Annotated in this window: 17 protein-coding genes; 8 read left to right on the forward strand and 9 right to left on the reverse strand. The window is 72.7% G+C overall.

The genetic code is table 11. The annotated features are described in order from the left end of the window. Nucleotides 1-384: 384 nt before the first annotated feature. From ACYVD5_RS20695 to ACYVD5_RS20720, 6 genes are all read right to left on the reverse strand, one after another. Nucleotides 385-1,002, reverse strand: a complete 618-nt coding sequence (locus ACYVD5_RS20695) for a class I SAM-dependent DNA methyltransferase (RefSeq protein WP_461002755.1) — start codon at nt 1,000-1,002, stop codon at nt 385-387. 135 nt (nt 1,003-1,137) lie between these two features. Then, on the reverse strand, nt 1,138-1,470 hold the full coding sequence (locus tag ACYVD5_RS20700) for a hypothetical protein (protein WP_461002756.1): 333 nt from the start codon (nt 1,468-1,470) through the stop codon (nt 1,138-1,140). 168 nt (nt 1,471-1,638) lie between these two features. Then, nucleotides 1,639-2,334, reverse strand: a complete 696-nt coding sequence (locus tag ACYVD5_RS20705) for a type 1 glutamine amidotransferase domain-containing protein (protein WP_461002757.1) — start codon at nt 2,332-2,334, stop codon at nt 1,639-1,641. Nucleotides 2,335-2,578: 244 nt separating this feature from the next. Next, nucleotides 2,579-3,433: a glycosyltransferase family 2 protein gene (locus ACYVD5_RS20710; protein WP_461002758.1), complete on the reverse strand. Its 855-nt coding sequence runs from the start codon at nt 3,431-3,433 to the stop codon at nt 2,579-2,581. Between the two features lie 395 nt (nt 3,434-3,828). Continuing rightward, on the reverse strand, nt 3,829-4,242 hold the full coding sequence (locus ACYVD5_RS20715; protein ID WP_461002759.1) for a hypothetical protein: 414 nt from the start codon (nt 4,240-4,242) through the stop codon (nt 3,829-3,831). 135 nt (nt 4,243-4,377) lie between these two features. Then, nucleotides 4,378-4,932 carry a CGNR zinc finger domain-containing protein gene (locus ACYVD5_RS20720; RefSeq protein ID WP_461002760.1) on the reverse strand — a complete coding sequence of 185 codons (555 nt, stop codon included), beginning with the start codon at nt 4,930-4,932 and terminating at the stop codon, nt 4,378-4,380. A gap of 73 nt (nt 4,933-5,005) precedes the next feature. On the opposite strand from ACYVD5_RS20720, the gene ACYVD5_RS20725 reads away from it, so the two are divergent. The 4 genes from ACYVD5_RS20725 (at nt 5,006) to ACYVD5_RS20740 (ending at nt 7,866) form a co-directional block, all read left to right on the forward strand. After that, nucleotides 5,006-5,485, forward strand: coding sequence for a DinB family protein (locus ACYVD5_RS20725; RefSeq protein ID WP_461002761.1), 480 nt, complete (start codon nt 5,006-5,008; stop codon nt 5,483-5,485). Continuing rightward, the gene (locus tag ACYVD5_RS20730) at nt 5,482-6,672 is read left to right on the forward strand and encodes a MalY/PatB family protein (protein ID WP_461002762.1); all 1,191 of its coding nucleotides are present in this window, start codon (nt 5,482-5,484) and stop codon (nt 6,670-6,672) included. The genes ACYVD5_RS20725 and ACYVD5_RS20730 overlap by 4 nt, the downstream gene beginning before the upstream one ends. 147 nt (nt 6,673-6,819) lie before the next feature. Further along, entirely contained in the window at nt 6,820-7,515 is a 696-nt protein-coding gene (locus ACYVD5_RS20735) for a haloacid dehalogenase type II (RefSeq protein WP_461002763.1), read from the forward strand. Between the two features lie 123 nt (nt 7,516-7,638). Then, nucleotides 7,639-7,866, forward strand: a complete 228-nt coding sequence (locus ACYVD5_RS20740; RefSeq protein ID WP_461002764.1) for a hypothetical protein — start codon at nt 7,639-7,641, stop codon at nt 7,864-7,866. Nucleotides 7,867-8,247: 381 nt separating this feature from the next. Here ACYVD5_RS20740 and ACYVD5_RS20745 read toward each other — a convergent pair whose 3' ends face one another. Beyond that, complete coding sequence (locus tag ACYVD5_RS20745) at nt 8,248-9,651, reverse strand: FAD-binding oxidoreductase (protein WP_461002765.1); 1,404 nt, start codon at nt 9,649-9,651, stop codon at nt 8,248-8,250. A gap of 64 nt (nt 9,652-9,715) precedes the next feature. Between ACYVD5_RS20745 and ACYVD5_RS20750 the strand changes: the two genes are divergently transcribed. The 3 genes from ACYVD5_RS20750 to ACYVD5_RS20760 all read left to right on the forward strand — a co-directional run bounded on the left by ACYVD5_RS20750 (nt 9,716) and on the right by ACYVD5_RS20760 (nt 12,723). Then, nucleotides 9,716-10,696 (forward strand): helix-turn-helix transcriptional regulator, encoded by a 981-nt coding sequence (locus ACYVD5_RS20750; protein WP_461002766.1) that lies wholly within the window; start codon nt 9,716-9,718, stop codon nt 10,694-10,696. Nucleotides 10,697-10,849: 153 nt separating this feature from the next. After that, a complete protein-coding gene (locus tag ACYVD5_RS20755) occupies nt 10,850-11,773 on the forward strand; it encodes an NADP-dependent oxidoreductase (RefSeq protein ID WP_461002767.1) in 924 nt (307 codons plus the stop codon). A 74-nt stretch (nt 11,774-11,847) separates the two neighbouring features. Further along, entirely contained in the window at nt 11,848-12,723 is an 876-nt protein-coding gene (locus ACYVD5_RS20760) for a maleylpyruvate isomerase N-terminal domain-containing protein (RefSeq protein ID WP_461002768.1), read from the forward strand. A 290-nt stretch (nt 12,724-13,013) separates the two neighbouring features. Here ACYVD5_RS20760 and ACYVD5_RS20765 read toward each other — a convergent pair whose 3' ends face one another. After that, complete coding sequence (locus ACYVD5_RS20765) at nt 13,014-13,643, reverse strand: NAD(P)-dependent oxidoreductase (protein ID WP_461002769.1); 630 nt, start codon at nt 13,641-13,643, stop codon at nt 13,014-13,016. Nucleotides 13,644-13,783: 140 nt separating this feature from the next. On the opposite strand from ACYVD5_RS20765, the gene ACYVD5_RS20770 reads away from it, so the two are divergent. Continuing rightward, complete coding sequence (locus ACYVD5_RS20770; protein ID WP_461002770.1) at nt 13,784-14,392, forward strand: TetR/AcrR family transcriptional regulator; 609 nt, start codon at nt 13,784-13,786, stop codon at nt 14,390-14,392. A 28-nt stretch (nt 14,393-14,420) separates the two neighbouring features. Here ACYVD5_RS20770 and ACYVD5_RS20775 read toward each other — a convergent pair whose 3' ends face one another. Continuing rightward, on the reverse strand, nt 14,421-14,609 hold the full coding sequence (locus ACYVD5_RS20775) for a PspC domain-containing protein (protein ID WP_461002771.1): 189 nt from the start codon (nt 14,607-14,609) through the stop codon (nt 14,421-14,423). Between the last annotated feature and the right edge of the window lie 95 nt (nt 14,610-14,704).

The raw sequence follows: 14,704 nt of genomic DNA on the forward strand, positions 1-14,704 counted from the left end.
GACACACTGGTTGGCCAGGCAGGCTGACCAGGTAACACAACGCCGACCGCACCGGGCGGCACCGGGCGGGCCCCGCGCAGCCGGCCAACGGACCCAGAAGGCCCCTCCGCCGGCACCATCCGCCCCGTCCGATCCGTGCGGCCCGCGCGGTGCGCAGCGCCGCAACGGGCACGGCGGCCGCAATGGCCAACCTTGCCCGCTACCGGCCGGTAAAGCCATGTCGCAGCCAACGGAGCCGACACGGCCGCAGTTGTGGGAATCGTCCAAAAACCCGCGCCGCCGCCCAGCGCCCCCGGCGGGCGCCGGCGCCGCGACCTGCCTGTTCGCAGCCTAGGCAACGCGCGGCGGCGTGCGAGCCGGTGCGCGGCACCAGGGCGCCGGGCCTCAGGTGCGGCGGTGCACACTCACGGCGTAGCCGCCGCTAGTGTAGGCGTCGCCGTCCCAGGTGGCGTGCCGGCTGGAAGGGGCCAGCCCCGCGGCGGCGCACCAGGTGTCATAGTCGGCCAGCGACACCGGGGCCTCATCCAGCGGCAGATGGGCGGCATCGAGGCCGAATCCGGCCACCAGCAGCCCGCCGGGCCGCAGCAGTTCGGCCATCCCCGCCACGACCGCGGGCTCGGTGCCGGGCCCAAGCAGCGGGATGACGTTGCCCGCCGCCACCACCATGTCGAAGCCCGGCGCCAACCCCAGCTCGCCGACCTCGGCGAGGTCGGCCTCCACCCAGACCATCTCCGGTGCGCGGCGGCGCGCCTGGTCCAGCATGGAGGCGTCGGCGTCCACGCCCGTACACGCGTGGCCCATCTCGGCGAGCCGGATCGCGACCCGCCCGGTGCCGCACCCGGCGTCGAGCACCCGCGACCCCGGCTCCAGCAGCCCGGCGCAGAAACGGGCCTCACCGTGCACGTCGGCACCGGAATCGGCTAGCGCGGCGAACCGCTCCGCATAACGCCGCCCCTGGTCGCCACCCGTCAACCGGGCCCACCGGTTCTGGTCGTCCTCCACCGCCTGCCGCCTTTCCCGTCCCGCACCCCGAACCCTTCGCGCCGACGCTACCGCCGCCGTGCATCCGCACGGGCCGGTCGGGCGGTAGGGGGGTGGCCAGGGGCCGGGCCGCTGGGAGCGCCCCGGCGGTGCGGGTTATGGCGCGACCACTCGCTCGCAGCCGGTACCGGAGACGACCAGCCCTCCGTCGGGGTCCGGGGCGGTGCTCACGTCATCGCAGCCGTATTCCTCTTCCTGCGCCTGGTCGAAGAGGGCGTAGCCGACCGTGCCCGGAGGGCCGTCATCGCCGCGGACACACTGGTAGCCGGTGGCCTCGGCGGTTCCCGGGTTGAAGTCCACACTTGCGCAGTCGTAGGTGATGATGGCCGGTGCGGGGCGGGTCTGGGCACCCAGGGCGGGGCCGGCCACCGCGCTGCAGGCGGCGGCGCCCGTGATGGCGGCGGCATAGACCAGCGGGCGAATACCCATGAATCCTCCATTGCTGTGCGCGATGTGCCGATAGCTATGGGTAACCGTTTTGTGGCGCGGTAACCGCCGAAAATCCCACCACCTGGCCATTTGCCCGGCCGGGTGCGGCGCGGCGGCCCGCTTTGCCGCACCCGGCCGGTTTCGTTTCCCCCTTCCGGCGGTGCTGCCTCAGCGCAGGGCGGTGAGCATCTCGGTGGCCAGCGGGGCCGAGGACGCCGGGTTCTGCCCGGTGTAGAGCGAACCGTCGACCACCACGTTGGGTGCCCACGGCTCGCCTTCGGCGAAGTCGGCGCCCAGCTCCACCAGGCGGTCCTGCAGCAGCCACGGCGCCTTGTCCGCCAAGCCGGCCTGGCGTTCCTCGGCGTTGGTGAAACCGGTCAGCCGGTAGCCGGTGAACGGCGACTCGCCGCCGGGGCGGGCCGTGGCCAGCAGCGCCGCGGGGCCGTGGCAGACCACGCCCAGCGGTGTGCGCGACTCCAGCGCGGCCACCAGCAGCCGGGCCGAGGCGGCGTCGCCGGAGAGGTCCTCCATGGGGCCGTGCCCGCCCGGGTAGAACACCGCGTCGAAGTCGCCGAGTGCGACCTCCTCCAGTTGCAGCGGGCTGCGCAGGGTGGCGATGTGCTCCAGCGTCCGGCGCACGGCCGCGGCGCCCTCCTCGCCCCCGTTGGCCTCGGGCGCCAGGCTGCCGGCGTCGGCCACCGGCCGCGCCCCGCCCGGGGTGGCCACTGTCACCTCATGGCCGGCCTCGGTGAAGACCCGGTAGGGCGCGGCCACCTCCTCGGCCCAGTAGCCGGTGGGGTGCTTGGTGCCGTCGGCCAGCGTCCAGTGATCGGCGCCGGTGATGACGAACAGGATCCGTGCCATTGTTTTCTCCCCCTGGTCGGCCTCCGGCGCACAAGCGCCCGGCGGCCGGTCGATACACGAACGGGCGCCCCGCACCGCGCGGGGCAACCGCTTGGATGTCCGCCACCGACGCTAGGCCGCCCGGCGGCGCCGCACCAACAGGCTCGGCAGCGGCGGCGCCGAGACGCAAACCACCGGCATCGCCGATCCGGCCGCCGCGGGCGGCGCGGGCATCCTCGTGCCGGCGCCGTCCGGGGCGGTCCGGTCAGGGCAGGGGGCGGCTGACGGTGGTGGAGCGGCGGAACAGGCGGCTGAGGGACAGGGTGCCGTCGTAGGGGGTGTGGACGCGCACCAGCAACGAGCAGGGGCGCAGGAGCACGATTCCGATGAGCAGGGAGACCATGGCGCCGTTGGCGGCCCGCCGCTGGCCGTGGAGGCGGTAGGTGTAGGGCCAGGCCCGCAGGTAGGAGTAGAGGTCGCGGACCGAGACGCCGATGCGCCGGGCCGAAACCGGGACGCGCAGCCGGTCGACGTAGCGCACCCGCAGCCCTTGGCGGTTGAGGTGCACGGCCAGGTCCAGGTCCTCCCACATGCCCTGCTCGGTGCAGGTGTGGGGACGCACCTGGTGCCAGCAGTCGCGGCTCAGGGCCATGTTGGAGCCCCACAGCATGGGGTGGCCCGACAGCAGCCGGTTGAGCTGGTGGCAGAAGAACCGGTGCGCCACCAGCCCCGCGCGGCGCATCGGGATGTCGTAGAACCAGGAAGGGCCGGTGACGGCGTCGGGGCTCGTGCCGGTGCGCGGGTCGGGCCCGAAGGACTCGGCGAGTTTGCCGACCCATTCGGGGCCCACCATGGTGTCGGCGTCGATGCGGCCGAGCACGTCGCCGGTGGCCTCGTCGAACCCGCGATTGCGTGCGTGGACCGCGCCTTGGCGGGCCTCGCGCACCACCCGCACCCCGTGTTGGGCGTACTCCTCGGCGACCTCGGCGGTGCGGTCGGCGGAGTTGTTGTCGACGACGACGATCTCCGCGGCGGGCACGGTCTGGGCCACGAGGGCGTCCAGACAGCGGCCGATGACCGCTTCCTCGTTGTAGGCCGGGATGATCACCGAAATCCTCACGGGGGCTGCCTTGTCTTTTCGGGGAGTGGACCTGCATCGGGTGCGCCCGCCCGGCGCCGGCCGGGTGCGCGTACGCAGTGCTGACAGCCGGTGTACCGGGTCTGCTCCAACCAGCGGTGTCCGCCGGGTGAACTCCGCCCGGTGGAGGGGACCTGCGCCGTGGAGCAAGCATGGCATGTGCGACGGTGTTCTCGGGTTTTCGGACGCGCGGGCGGGGCGCAGGAACCATAGCGCGGTTGCGCGGCCCGCCAAAAGCTCTGGGCATCCGCCCGTGTGTGCCCGGCCAGGAGGTTATGCCGCTTGCCGCGCGGGCGGACCGAAACCCGGCCGCGCCGTCTGCGGGGGTGCGGGCCGGCGCCGCCCGCACCCCGGTTCCTGCGGCTGTTGCGGGTCGGTCAGCGCCCAACCGTAGAAGCGCTGCCCATGGGCCCCGCACCGGCTGAGACCGGCTGCCAGGCCGCCCGGGGCAAGCGATCGGCCATCTCCCCTACCTGGAACCGGCCCGCCGCAGTGGGCACCGCGGTCGAGCAGGACACGGCCGGCATATAGCCCATCCGCTGCTTTTCCAGCGCCGCGTGCAGGCGGGAAAAGGCGCCGACGAACATGCCCGCGAAGGTGGCGCTGCCCACGGGGCCAGCCTGCAGCTTGGCCAGCCCGAACTCGGAGCTGATCGGGGCAAGCAGGTGCGTCAGGGCACCGAGGTCGACCGAGTCGAAAAGCCACGCGGGGGCGATGATCAGGAACAGGCTGCGCTGGTAGCTGCAGGGATGAGGAGTCCGAGGCGAGCTTCCCTGCGGATCAACGAACATCACCTGTCTAAGCGGTGACGCATTGAATAGTCGGAGCGAGCCGCGCCACTTGTCAAGGCGGTGACGATTTCAGCCGTGTCAAGGACGCCGCCACATGGACGACGTCAAGCGGGGCCGCGTTGGTCGTGAGACGACTCAGGAGGCGGCCGCAGTGTCGGAGCGACGTTTGCGCGCCCGGTAGGCGGCGGCCTTGACGCGGTTTCCGCACTCGTCCATGCCACACCAGGTACGGCGGGCTCCGCGGGAACGATCGAGATAGATGCGAGTGCAGGCGGGGCGGCCGCATTCTTTCATGTGAGCCTCGCGGTCGGCGAGGACGGTGACGGCGTCGCGGGCCAGTTCGGCCAGGACGGCGCCGATGCTGCCGGTCCGACGGGTTCCGGTGTCGCTGAGCTGCACAGTCAGGCCCGCACCTTGGGCGAGGCCGTTGACGAGGTCGAGAGCTCGGCGGTCGAACCCGCGCTCGGCGAGCCGGTCGGCGGCGAGCTGGTAGACCGCTTCGCGCAGGCTGATGGCCTGCCGGAACGCGTCCTGGGTGACGTTGACGTCGCCAGGGAGTTCGGTGGAGGCGCCGAGCCAGCGCTCCAGGTCGGCCGGCCCGGCCAACAGCTCTTCCGGTTCGGTCCGACGCCACTTCAGCGTGCCTGCCAGATCCAGTGCCGCACTGCCGCTCACGAACGCGAATCTCACGTCACCATCTTGACCGGTGACACCGAATCGTGCAAACTTCGTCACCTCCTGAACTGGTGACGATTGGAGTTGCATGCTTAGCCGTGAGGACTACCTGTACTTCACCGATCGCGCGCTCGACGGGATGGCCGCGATCGTGGTCGAGCTCGGCGACGAGCGCGCGAACCGGTCCGCTTACCCCGGCGCGAACTCGCCGTACGCGCTGCTGCACCACTGCCTGTGCGTGATCGAGACCTGGGTCGGCGGGTTCGTCCGCGGCCGTCCGATCGACCGCGACCGCGACGCTGAGTTCGTCGCCACCGGCCCGGTCGAGCTGCTCGTCGAGCGCTGCGCGACCGTGCGCGCCCAGATGCACACCGACGTCGCCAACGCGCACCCCGAGCAATTCCTGCTCCAAGAACCCGCCGCGGACTTCCTCGGCCCGCCCACCCGCCTCACCCAGGGCGGCGCGCTGCAGCACGTGTTCGAAGAACTCGCCCAGCACCACGGGCAGATGGAGACCCTGCGCGACGTCCTCACCGCCGCACCCGTCCGGCCGTTGGAGACCGCATGAGTGCCCCACCCAGTCCTGAGCTCGACCCGACCCGGCTACGAGCCGGCCACGGAGCCAAGTGGACCGCCGTCGACGCCAACGTCCTACCTGCCTGGGTCGCCGACATGGACATCGGCATCCCCGGACCCGTCCGCGCCCGCATGCTCGAGACCATCGAACGCCAGGACCTGGGCTACCCCTACTGGCCCGACGGCGACCCCGTCGTCGACGCGTTCACCGACCGCATGCGGTCCCGCTACGGATGGCAACTCCGCGAGGGCCGCACCCACGTGTTCAGCGACCTGATCCAGATCCTGCAGATCGTCATCGAACACACCACCGAGCCCGGCGACCCCATCGCCCTGCACGTGCCGAACTACCCACCATTCCTCGCCGCGATCCACCGCGCACAACGCCGGATCGTGCCACTACACCTCGACCGCGCACCAGAGGGCTGGGAACTCGACCTTGACCGACACCACGCCGTCTTCGCCGCCGACCGGCCTCGGCTGTTCGTGCTGGTCAACCCGCACAACCCGACCGGGCACACGTTCAGCGCCGCGGAGCTGCGCGGGCTGGCCGACATCGCGACCGACCACCACATCCCCGTTTTGGCCGACGAGATCCACGCCGACCTCACCTACCTACCGCACCGGCACATCCCCTTCGCCGGCCTCGACCCGGCCGTGGAAGACCTGACCATCACCGCGACGTCGGCAACGAAGGCGTTCAACCTCGCCGGCACCCGGTGCGCGGTCGCTCACCTCGGCTACACACCCACCGCCGACGCTCTCGACCGCGCCCCGCTGGACTACTTCGGCACCCCCAGCGTCCTCAGCCGCATCGCCACCGTCGCCGCCTGGCGCGAATCCCACGACTGGCTCCACGCCACCACCGACCTGCTTACCCGCAACCGCGACCGCGTCACCGCCTGGGCCCGCACCCACCCTGAGCTCGGCTACCTCCCCCCGGAGGCGACCTACCTCGCCTGGATCGACTTCACCCGCGCAGGCCTCGGACCCGACCCCGCGGCCGCGCTGCTCCGGCGCGCACGCGTGTACCTCAACTCCGGTGCCGAATTCACTCAGCACACCGACCTGACCAGTTCGACCTACGCACGACTCAACTTCGCCACCACTACTCCGAACCTCGAACAAATCCTGGACCGACTCGACAGCACACTGCGAATGAGTCAGAGCACCCCGTGAGTCCGCCCCAGCGATCCGTCAGGATTCCCGCGCTGTGCCGGCCCTAGACCCCATTGCCCACGCCGACTATCGACCCGGTCAGTTAGTCACCACAGGCCACACGCCTATCCAATTGCACGGCATTGCCCCTTGCGAGAAAGGCTCCGCGTGTCAGCATCAGATATCAAGGTCGTCGTATTCGACGTACTCGGCACGCTCGTCGACGAACCATCCGGGATCCGCGCCGGTATCCGCGACCACGCCCCGACCGCCGCCGAGGCTAGCCTGGACAGGCTGCAGGCCCTTTGGGAGACCCACATCGAACGCGAGCAACAACGCATCCTCGACGGTGATCGACCCTGGGCCCCCAGCGACGCACTCGACCGCGAAGCCGCTCAAGTCGTCGCTGACGCCGTCGGTAACACCGGCCCCGCTGCGATTGCCGCACTGAGCCGAGCGGGTCAACGGCTGTCACCGTGGCCCGACAGCACCGCCGGCCTGGCACGACTGGCTGAGCGCTTCCCGCTGATCGGGCTGTCTAACGCCAGCCGCACCGCGCTGGTTCGCCTTAATGCCCACGCTGGCCTGCGCTGGCACCAGGCACTCTCCGCCGAGGACGCCGAAACCTACAAGCCCGCACCCGCCGTCTATCAACTCGCCGTCACGGCCGCCGCCGCACCTCCCGAGCGACTGCTCATGGTCGCCGCACATGCCTGGGACCTCCGAGGCGCACAGACCGTCGGGCTGCGCACCGCCTACGTTGCCCGGCCCGTCGGAGACCCGCCTGCGCCTTCCGACCGGTTCGACCTTTACGCGGAGGATCTCGCCGACCTCGCAAAGCAACTAAGCGCGCACACCCGGTGATCACTCCCAACCTCGTCTACGTCCACCACCACACTGTCACCAAGGACGCGACATGCTCATCAGTTTCAGCTTCACCCGAATCGCGGTCACCGTGCGCCGCTGGTTCGAAGTCACCCCCGAAAGTTGACCCACATCGAGGCCCGCCTGTCCGACGCCGGCCTCGACCCCGCCACCGCCGTGGACGACGCCGACGACATTCGAGGCTTTATTCCTCAAATCGTCGATACGGCGCGACAGTTCAGCCCCCAGGACACGATGTCCCGCGACGCCGACTTCGCGCTCCCCAAAGACACAGCCGAACGCGTATGGCGTGCTGGTTCGCGTTCCGACATGCGACCTTGTCGACCGTGATTACCTCGGTCCCTGGATTTCTCAGCGCTGATAAAAAGTTCTACCAAGTCCTACCGACCCGACCCGCGGCCACGCTGCTCCAGGGCGCGGTCGTGTTCGGCCACCGCCTTCCCGATCCGTTCGACCTTGGGGTGGGCCGGTCTTTCTTGGGGCGTGCAGGCGCGGTGCGGCGGTCGCCGCTTTTCCGGGGCGGTGCACGGCAACGAGCATGCGGGAATGCCCGGGTCCGGCGCCGGACCCGGGCATTCCCGCATGCTGGACCTCCGGTGCTGCTGGCTGCCTGCCCGCGGCATCACCCCCATTGTATATGCAATAATCAGAAAAGAGGTGGGTTCCGCCCCGCCCCTTCCCCGCGGCACGGGCCCGCCGGCCCGGCCCCGGTTACCGCCCGCGCGCAGCGGGCCCTGCCGGTGCGATGGGATGGGCGGCCCGCAGCACCCCGCCCGGGTCATAGCGCGCCTTGAGCTCACCCAGCCTCCGGTAGGTGTCCGGATCGAACGCCGCACGCACCTCCGCCTCCGGCAGCGGGCCGAAACTGAAGTTCAGCGAACGCCCCACCGCCCGCCCCGCGAACGGTGCCAGCAGCTCATCGTGGCGGGCGCGCGCCCGCTGCTCGCCGCCGGGCTCCACCGGTGAGAGCACCGCCAGCGCGTAGGCGGCCCCGCGCCCACCCACCGCACCGGCCGACCGCGGGGCCCGCGCCAACGCCCCGCCGAGGTGGCGCAGCCCCACCACACACATCGGATCCGACCCCGGCCCGCCGCGGCGCAGCAGCTCTTCCAACGCGGCCGGCTCCAGCGCATCCAGCAGCAGGTTGCGCGACCGGTAGCCGTGCGGCCGGTCGGGCTCCTCGAACACCGCCCCCGACTCGGCATAGGCCAGCTCCCGCAGCGTCGTACGCAGCGGCTCGCCCGCCTCCAGCAGCGGTTCGACCACGCGCCGCCCCTGCTCGGCCGGCCCCGCATGGCAGATCTGGACCTGGGCGACATGGCGGCCGCGCAGCACCTCGGGCACCCCGGCCGTGTCAGGAAACGGCAGCACCGTCACCGCCGAGGTCGTCTCCTCGGGCACCGATCGGGTCCAGCGCCCCCACGCCTGCAGCACATCGGGCACCTGACCGACGTCGAAGTACACCGAGCCCCCGTATACCCGGGCGACCGGCACCAGGCCGATCTCCATCGCGGTGACCACCCCGAAATTGCCCCCGCCGCCGCGCAGCGCCCAGAACAGCTCCGGCTCGCTGTCGGCACTGACCTCGCGCAGTCGGCCCTCAGCTGTGACCACCTCCACGGCGCGGACATGGTCGGCGGCGAAACCGTAGCGCCGCGCCAGCAGCCCCACTCCCCCACCCAAGGTGTAGGAGACCGCGCCCACCGACGCCAGGCTGCCCGACAGCGGCGCCAGACCGTAGGGCGCCGCCGCCTCGACCACCCTGCTCCAGGGCGCCCCGGCCTGGACCCGCGCCGCGGCCGCACCGGCATCCACCGCGACGCCGTCCATACCGCCGGTGGCCACCAGCACCCCGCCCCGCATCGACGCACCCAACCCGTGCCCGGTGGCCTGGACGGCCAGCGGCCACCCGGCCCCGGCGGCCACCTCGACGGCGGCGCGCACGTCCTCGCGGGCGGCGGCCTCGACAACCACCGCCGGCGCGTGCGGCTCCAGCAGCTGGTAGCCGGTGCGCGCACGGTCGTATCCCCCGCCGCCGGGCGTGTGCACCGCCCCGGCACTGCGCTGGTCAAGTTCTGCGGCGACGGACTGCGCGCCGCGTGTCGTCTGCGTCATGGCGCCACCCTAGGAAGGCTTGCGGCCACATCTTGTCCGCAAGCCGTGCGAATGTGGAGCCATCATGGACACCTCGACCCGCAAGGACATGCCCGGGCGGCTGCTGCGGCTGCTCGGGCTGCTGCAGAGCCGGCGCGAATGGTCCGGCACCGAACTCGCCCAGCGGCTGGGCACCAGCACCCGCACCCTGCGCCGCGACGTCGAACGGCTGCGGGCCCTGGACTACCCCGTCCAGGCGACCACCGGCACCGCCGGCGGCTACCGGCTCGCCTCGGGCAACCGCGCTCTGCCGCCGCTGCTGCTGGACGACGACGAGGCGCTGGCCACCGCCATCGCCCTGGCCACGGCCACCGGCGGCGGCGCCTCGGGCGTCGCCGAAAGCGCCGCGCGGGCGCTGACCAAGCTGGAGCAGATGCTGCCCGCCCGGCTGCGCCCGCGGCTGGCCGCGATGGGCCGCGCGGCAGCGGCCCTGCCCCACCGCGGCGCCGTGCCCGTCGACCCGGCCGTGCTGGCGGTCCTGGCCGGGTGCTGCCGCGACGCCGAACTGATCGCCTTCGACTACCGCGACCGCACCGGTACCGCCGCCCGGCGCCGCGTCGAACCCCACCACCTGGTCACCGCCCAAGGCCGCTGGTACCTGCTGGCCTTCGACCCGGGCCGCGGCGACTGGCGCACCTTCCGCGTCGACCGCATGGACGGGCCCGCGCCCGCCCGCCGGCACTTCACCCCCCGGCCGCTGCCGGGTGCCGGCGCCGCCGACATGCTCGCCCGCTCCTTTGCCGAAGCCTCCTACCGGCACACGGCCCACCTGGTGGTCGGCCTCTCCGCCGAGCAGGTGCGCTCGGGGCTGTTCGCCGCGGTGCCCGGCGAGATCACCGACACCCAACCCGGGCGCTGCACCGTGCGGCTCAGCGCCGACTCCCCCGAACTGGTGGTCCAGTTCGTCGCGGCGATCGCGGCGCTGGGCGCCCCCGTCGAACTGGCCCGGGTCCCCGAGGAGATAGCGACCCGGTTGCGCACGCTGGCCGGCGCACTCGGCGGCTGAGCCCCGGCCCGCCCCGGCCCGGCCGCGGGTGGTGATCCCGCCCACGTCCCCTTGACCTCAAGCAGCCTTCAGGTTCCACAGTGGTCCCGAGTGACCGCGCGCGGCCCCCACCGCCCCCGCCGCCCATCCGAGCCCAGCACAGGAGGATCCGACATGGCCCAGGCCATCCGCTACACCCGCTACGGCGGCCCCGAGGTACTCGCACTGCACGAGACCGCCCCGCCCGAGCCCGGCCCCGGGCAGGTCCGCGTGCGCGTGCATGCGGCCGGCGTCAACCCCGTGGACTGGAAGATCCGCAGCGGCGCGTTCGCCGAAGGCCCCCTGCAGCAGCCTGCGGGCACCGGCCTGGACCTGGCCGGAACCGTCGAGGCGCTGGGCCCCGATGTCCACGAGTGGAGCCCGGGCCAGGCCGTCTTCGGCAAAGCCGCCGACGGCGCCGCCGCCACCCACGCACTGGCCCCCGCCGACCAGTTGGCGGCCAAACCCGACTGGTTGGCCTTCGAGACGGCCGCCGCCCTGCCGGTACCCGCCGAAACCGCCTACCGCACACTGGGGCTGCTGGGGGTGGACACCGGCGGCCGGGTACTGATCCACGCGGTCGCCGGCGGGGTGGGGCTGGTCGCCGCCCAACTGGCGGTCGCCCGCGGCGCCACCGTGATCGGTACCGCCGGCCCGCGCCACCACGCCTTCCTGCGCGAACGCGGCATCGAACCCGTCACCTACGGCGACGGCCTGGCCCAACGGCTGCGCGCGGCGGCGCCCCAGGGCGTCGACGCGGTCCTGGACGCCTCGGGCCGCGGGGAGTTGGCCGTCTCGGTGGAGCTGGCGGGCTCATCCCGGCGCGTGGTCACCATCGCCGCCCCTGACGCCGCCGAGCACGGCGTGCACTTTTCCGGCGGCGGCACCGGACGCGCCCCGCTGCAGGAGGTTTTCGCCGAGGTGCTGCCGTTGATGCAGCAGGGGCGGCTGCACCTGCCCATCGAGCAGGCGTTCCCGCTGGAGGAGACCGCCCGCGCCCACCGGCGCAGCGAGGAGGGCCACCTGCGCGGCAAGATCGTGATCACCCCCGGCGCCTGAGCCGCCCGCCGCACCGCTACGGCGAGCGCGGGCGGGGGTGGGCAGGCCCAACAAAGCGCACTAGTGTCGGCTCCGTGGAGGACACCGCGCACCTGGGCCCGCCCATCGACGTCCGCGACCGGTTCGCGCCCGAGCGCGCCGCGCTGCTGGAACTGCTCGGCGGACTGGCACCCCAGCAGTGGAGAGCCACGGCCGTGCCCGGTTGGAGCGTTGGCGACACCGCCGCCCACATCCTCGGCGACGACTACACCCGGCTGGCGGGGCTGCGCGACGGCCACACCGCCGCGCCCCGGCCCCACCCCGGCGAAGCGTTCGAAACCTTCATCCACCGCGCCAACCGCGAATGGGTCCAGGCCGCGCGCCGCATCAGCCCGCCCATGCTGATGGAGTCCCTGGAACTGACCGGCCGCCGCGTCGCCGCGATGTGGGGGTCCTGCGACCTGCACGCCCCGGGGCTGCCGGTCTCCTGGGCCGGTGTGGCCGGCGCGGCCCCGCTGTGGCTGGACGGCGCCCGCGACCTCACCGAGTACTGGACCCACCGCCAGCAGATCCGCGCGGCGGTCGGCCTGGCCACCGAGGACGGCGCCGCCGAGGAGGGGGCCGGCGGTGCTGCTGCGCCACCGGTTCTGGCGGTGGTGCTGGATACGTTCATGCGGGCGCTGCCCCACACCCTGCGCGCGACCCCGGCCGCCGCCGGCACCCGGGTGCGCATCGCGGTACCCGGCGCCGCGGGCGGCACCTGGACGGCGGAGGCCACCGCCGGCGGCGCCTGGACCATGGCAGCCCCGGCCGGCGGGTCCGCCGATGCGCAGGTCGAACTGGACGCGGCCACCGCCTGGCGGTTGTGCGTGCGCGCCATCGGCCCCGCCCAGGCCCGGGCGCGCGCCCGCATCCGGGGCGATGGCCGCCTCGCCGAGGCGGCCTGCCGGATCGTGTCCATCATCTACTGACCCGGCGCCGGGCCGGCTGGCGCGAAAAGTCCAAAAATCCAACGTTTTGCCGGCTGGGTGGTTTACTGATCGCCGACGGCCACCCCACCGCAGCCGGACGGCTGCGCTGTCGGGCCTCCGCCAGAGCGAGAAGCGCCACATCGGCCCCCCGGCGCTCCCCCGTCCCCGCCCCGGTCCGGCCCCCACCGGCTGCACGGCTTGCGCCGCGGCTCCCACCTGAGCGGATCGCCGCGGCGGGCATGGACTGATCCCGCCGGCGGAGGCGGCCAAAGCGCCGGGGCCCGGCCCGTTCAGTACGCCGGTGCGATGCTGTCGGCGATGGGCTCGGCTCCTTCCACGCAGTCGAGCATGCAGGCGGCGGTGTCGGCGCGGCCGATGCGGATGCCGCCGCGCACATTGGTGCCCACGGCGGTGCGGTAGCGGCCGGTGTAGGGCTTGTCGAGCAGTTGGGGCGGGCGCACGATCGTCCAGTCCAGGCCGCTGGCGCGCACCGTGGCCTCCATGGCGTGCATGTCGGCGAAGTTCTCGCGCAGCACCCGCTGCAGGATGGGTTTGGCGACCATGCGGGTGATGGGGCCGTCGCCGTCGGTGAACATGCCCGCGGCGCTGACCACCACCAGCCGCGCCACACCGGCCTCGGCCATGGCCGCGGTGGTGCTGCGGGCGGCGGTGGCGCAGATGGTGGCCGGGCCGCTGCCGCGGTGGCCCAGCGCCGAGACGACCGCGTCGCGCCCGGCCAGCAGCGGGGCCAGCGCCCCGGCGTCGGTGACATCGGCGCGGGCGGTGGTCAGGTTCGGGTGCTCGTAGTCCATGCGGGCGGGGTCGCGGACCAGGGCGGTGACGCGGTGGCCGGCTTCGCAGGCGCGTTGGGCGAAGGCGCGGCCGAGGCCGCCGGTGGCGCCCATGAGGGTGAGGTTCATCGTGTCTCCCGGGGTGTGCAAGGCGGGTAAGCACTGGTTGGTGAGTACTCACTAACCAGTAGTGTGGGTAAGCACTTACTCACCTGTCAAGCGGGGGACCCGGCTCCGTCCCCGCCGCGCCCCACCACCGGGAGGACACCGTGCCCACACGCGAACGCATCGTCGACGCCGCCGCACACGTCATGCGCAGCCACGGACTGGCCCGCGCCACCACCCGCCAGATCGCCGAAACCGCCGGCTACTCCGAAGCGACCCTCTACAAGCACTTCCGCGACAAAACCGACCTGTTCGTGGCCGTGCTCAGCGAACGCGTCCCCAGCGCCCTGCCGGCCCTGCTGGCCCAACTGCCCCAGCGCGCCGGCCGCGGCGAGGTCACCGCCACCCTCGAAGAGGTCGCCGCAGCGGCCATCTCCTTCTACACCGACACCTTCCCCATCGCCGCCTCGGTGTTCTCCGAACCCGCACTCCTGCAGGCCCACCGCACCGCCTTGGGCGAACGCGGCACCGGCCCCGCCAACATCACCGCCGCACTCACCGGCTACCTCGCCGCCGAACGCGCACACGGTCGGCTCGCCCCCGGCACCGACCCCCGGGCCCTGGCCGACCTGCTGCTGGGCGCATGCCTGCAGCACGCCTTCCTCAGCCACTTCCCCGGCGATCGCGACCGCGCCCGGGAACCGCACCAACGCGTCGCCGCCGAACTGGTGGCCGCCCTGCTGGGCGGTGCCGCACCGCAGCCGGCCCAATGAACCGCCGCGGCGCGGCACCGCAGGCGCCTCAGGACTCCTTGGGGATCACAATCCACATCGCGATGTAGATGATGAACTGCGGACCCGGGATCAGACAGGAGATGACGAACAGCAGCCGCACGAGAAACGGCGACATGCCGAAACGCTGGGCCAGGCCGCCGCAGACTCCGGCGATCATCTTGTTGCGGGTGCTGCGCACCAGACCGGGCTGTGCCATAACGCTCGCTACTCCTCTTCAGGGCGGTTGGGTTTGCGGGTACTTCGGTGAAACGGTGCTTGCCGCAACGGCGGCGCCGCGCGCATGTGCCCGGA

The sequence above is a fragment of the Streptomonospora sediminis genome (genome assembly GCF_054778995.1).

Coding starts and splice junctions, on each gene's coding strand:
- ACYVD5_RS20730 (WP_461002762.1), top strand. CDS start 5,482: ATGAGTGCCCCACCCAGTCCTGAGCTCGACCCGACCCGGCTACGAGCC.
- ACYVD5_RS20755 (WP_461002767.1), top strand. CDS start 10,850: ATGGCCCAGGCCATCCGCTACACCCGCTACGGCGGCCCCGAGGTACTC.
- ACYVD5_RS20725 (WP_461002761.1), top strand. CDS start 5,006: ATGCTTAGCCGTGAGGACTACCTGTACTTCACCGATCGCGCGCTCGAC.
- ACYVD5_RS20775 (WP_461002771.1), bottom strand. CDS start 14,609: ATGGCACAGCCCGGTCTGGTGCGCAGCACCCGCAACAAGATGATCGCC.
- ACYVD5_RS20715 (WP_461002759.1), bottom strand. CDS start 4,242: ATGTTCGTTGATCCGCAGGGAAGCTCGCCTCGGACTCCTCATCCCTGC.
- ACYVD5_RS20765 (WP_461002769.1), bottom strand. CDS start 13,643: ATGAACCTCACCCTCATGGGCGCCACCGGCGGCCTCGGCCGCGCCTTC.
- ACYVD5_RS20700 (WP_461002756.1), bottom strand. CDS start 1,470: ATGGGTATTCGCCCGCTGGTCTATGCCGCCGCCATCACGGGCGCCGCC.
- ACYVD5_RS20750 (WP_461002766.1), top strand. CDS start 9,716: ATGGACACCTCGACCCGCAAGGACATGCCCGGGCGGCTGCTGCGGCTG.
- ACYVD5_RS20705 (WP_461002757.1), bottom strand. CDS start 2,334: ATGGCACGGATCCTGTTCGTCATCACCGGCGCCGATCACTGGACGCTG.
- ACYVD5_RS20745 (WP_461002765.1), bottom strand. CDS start 9,651: ATGACGCAGACGACACGCGGCGCGCAGTCCGTCGCCGCAGAACTTGAC.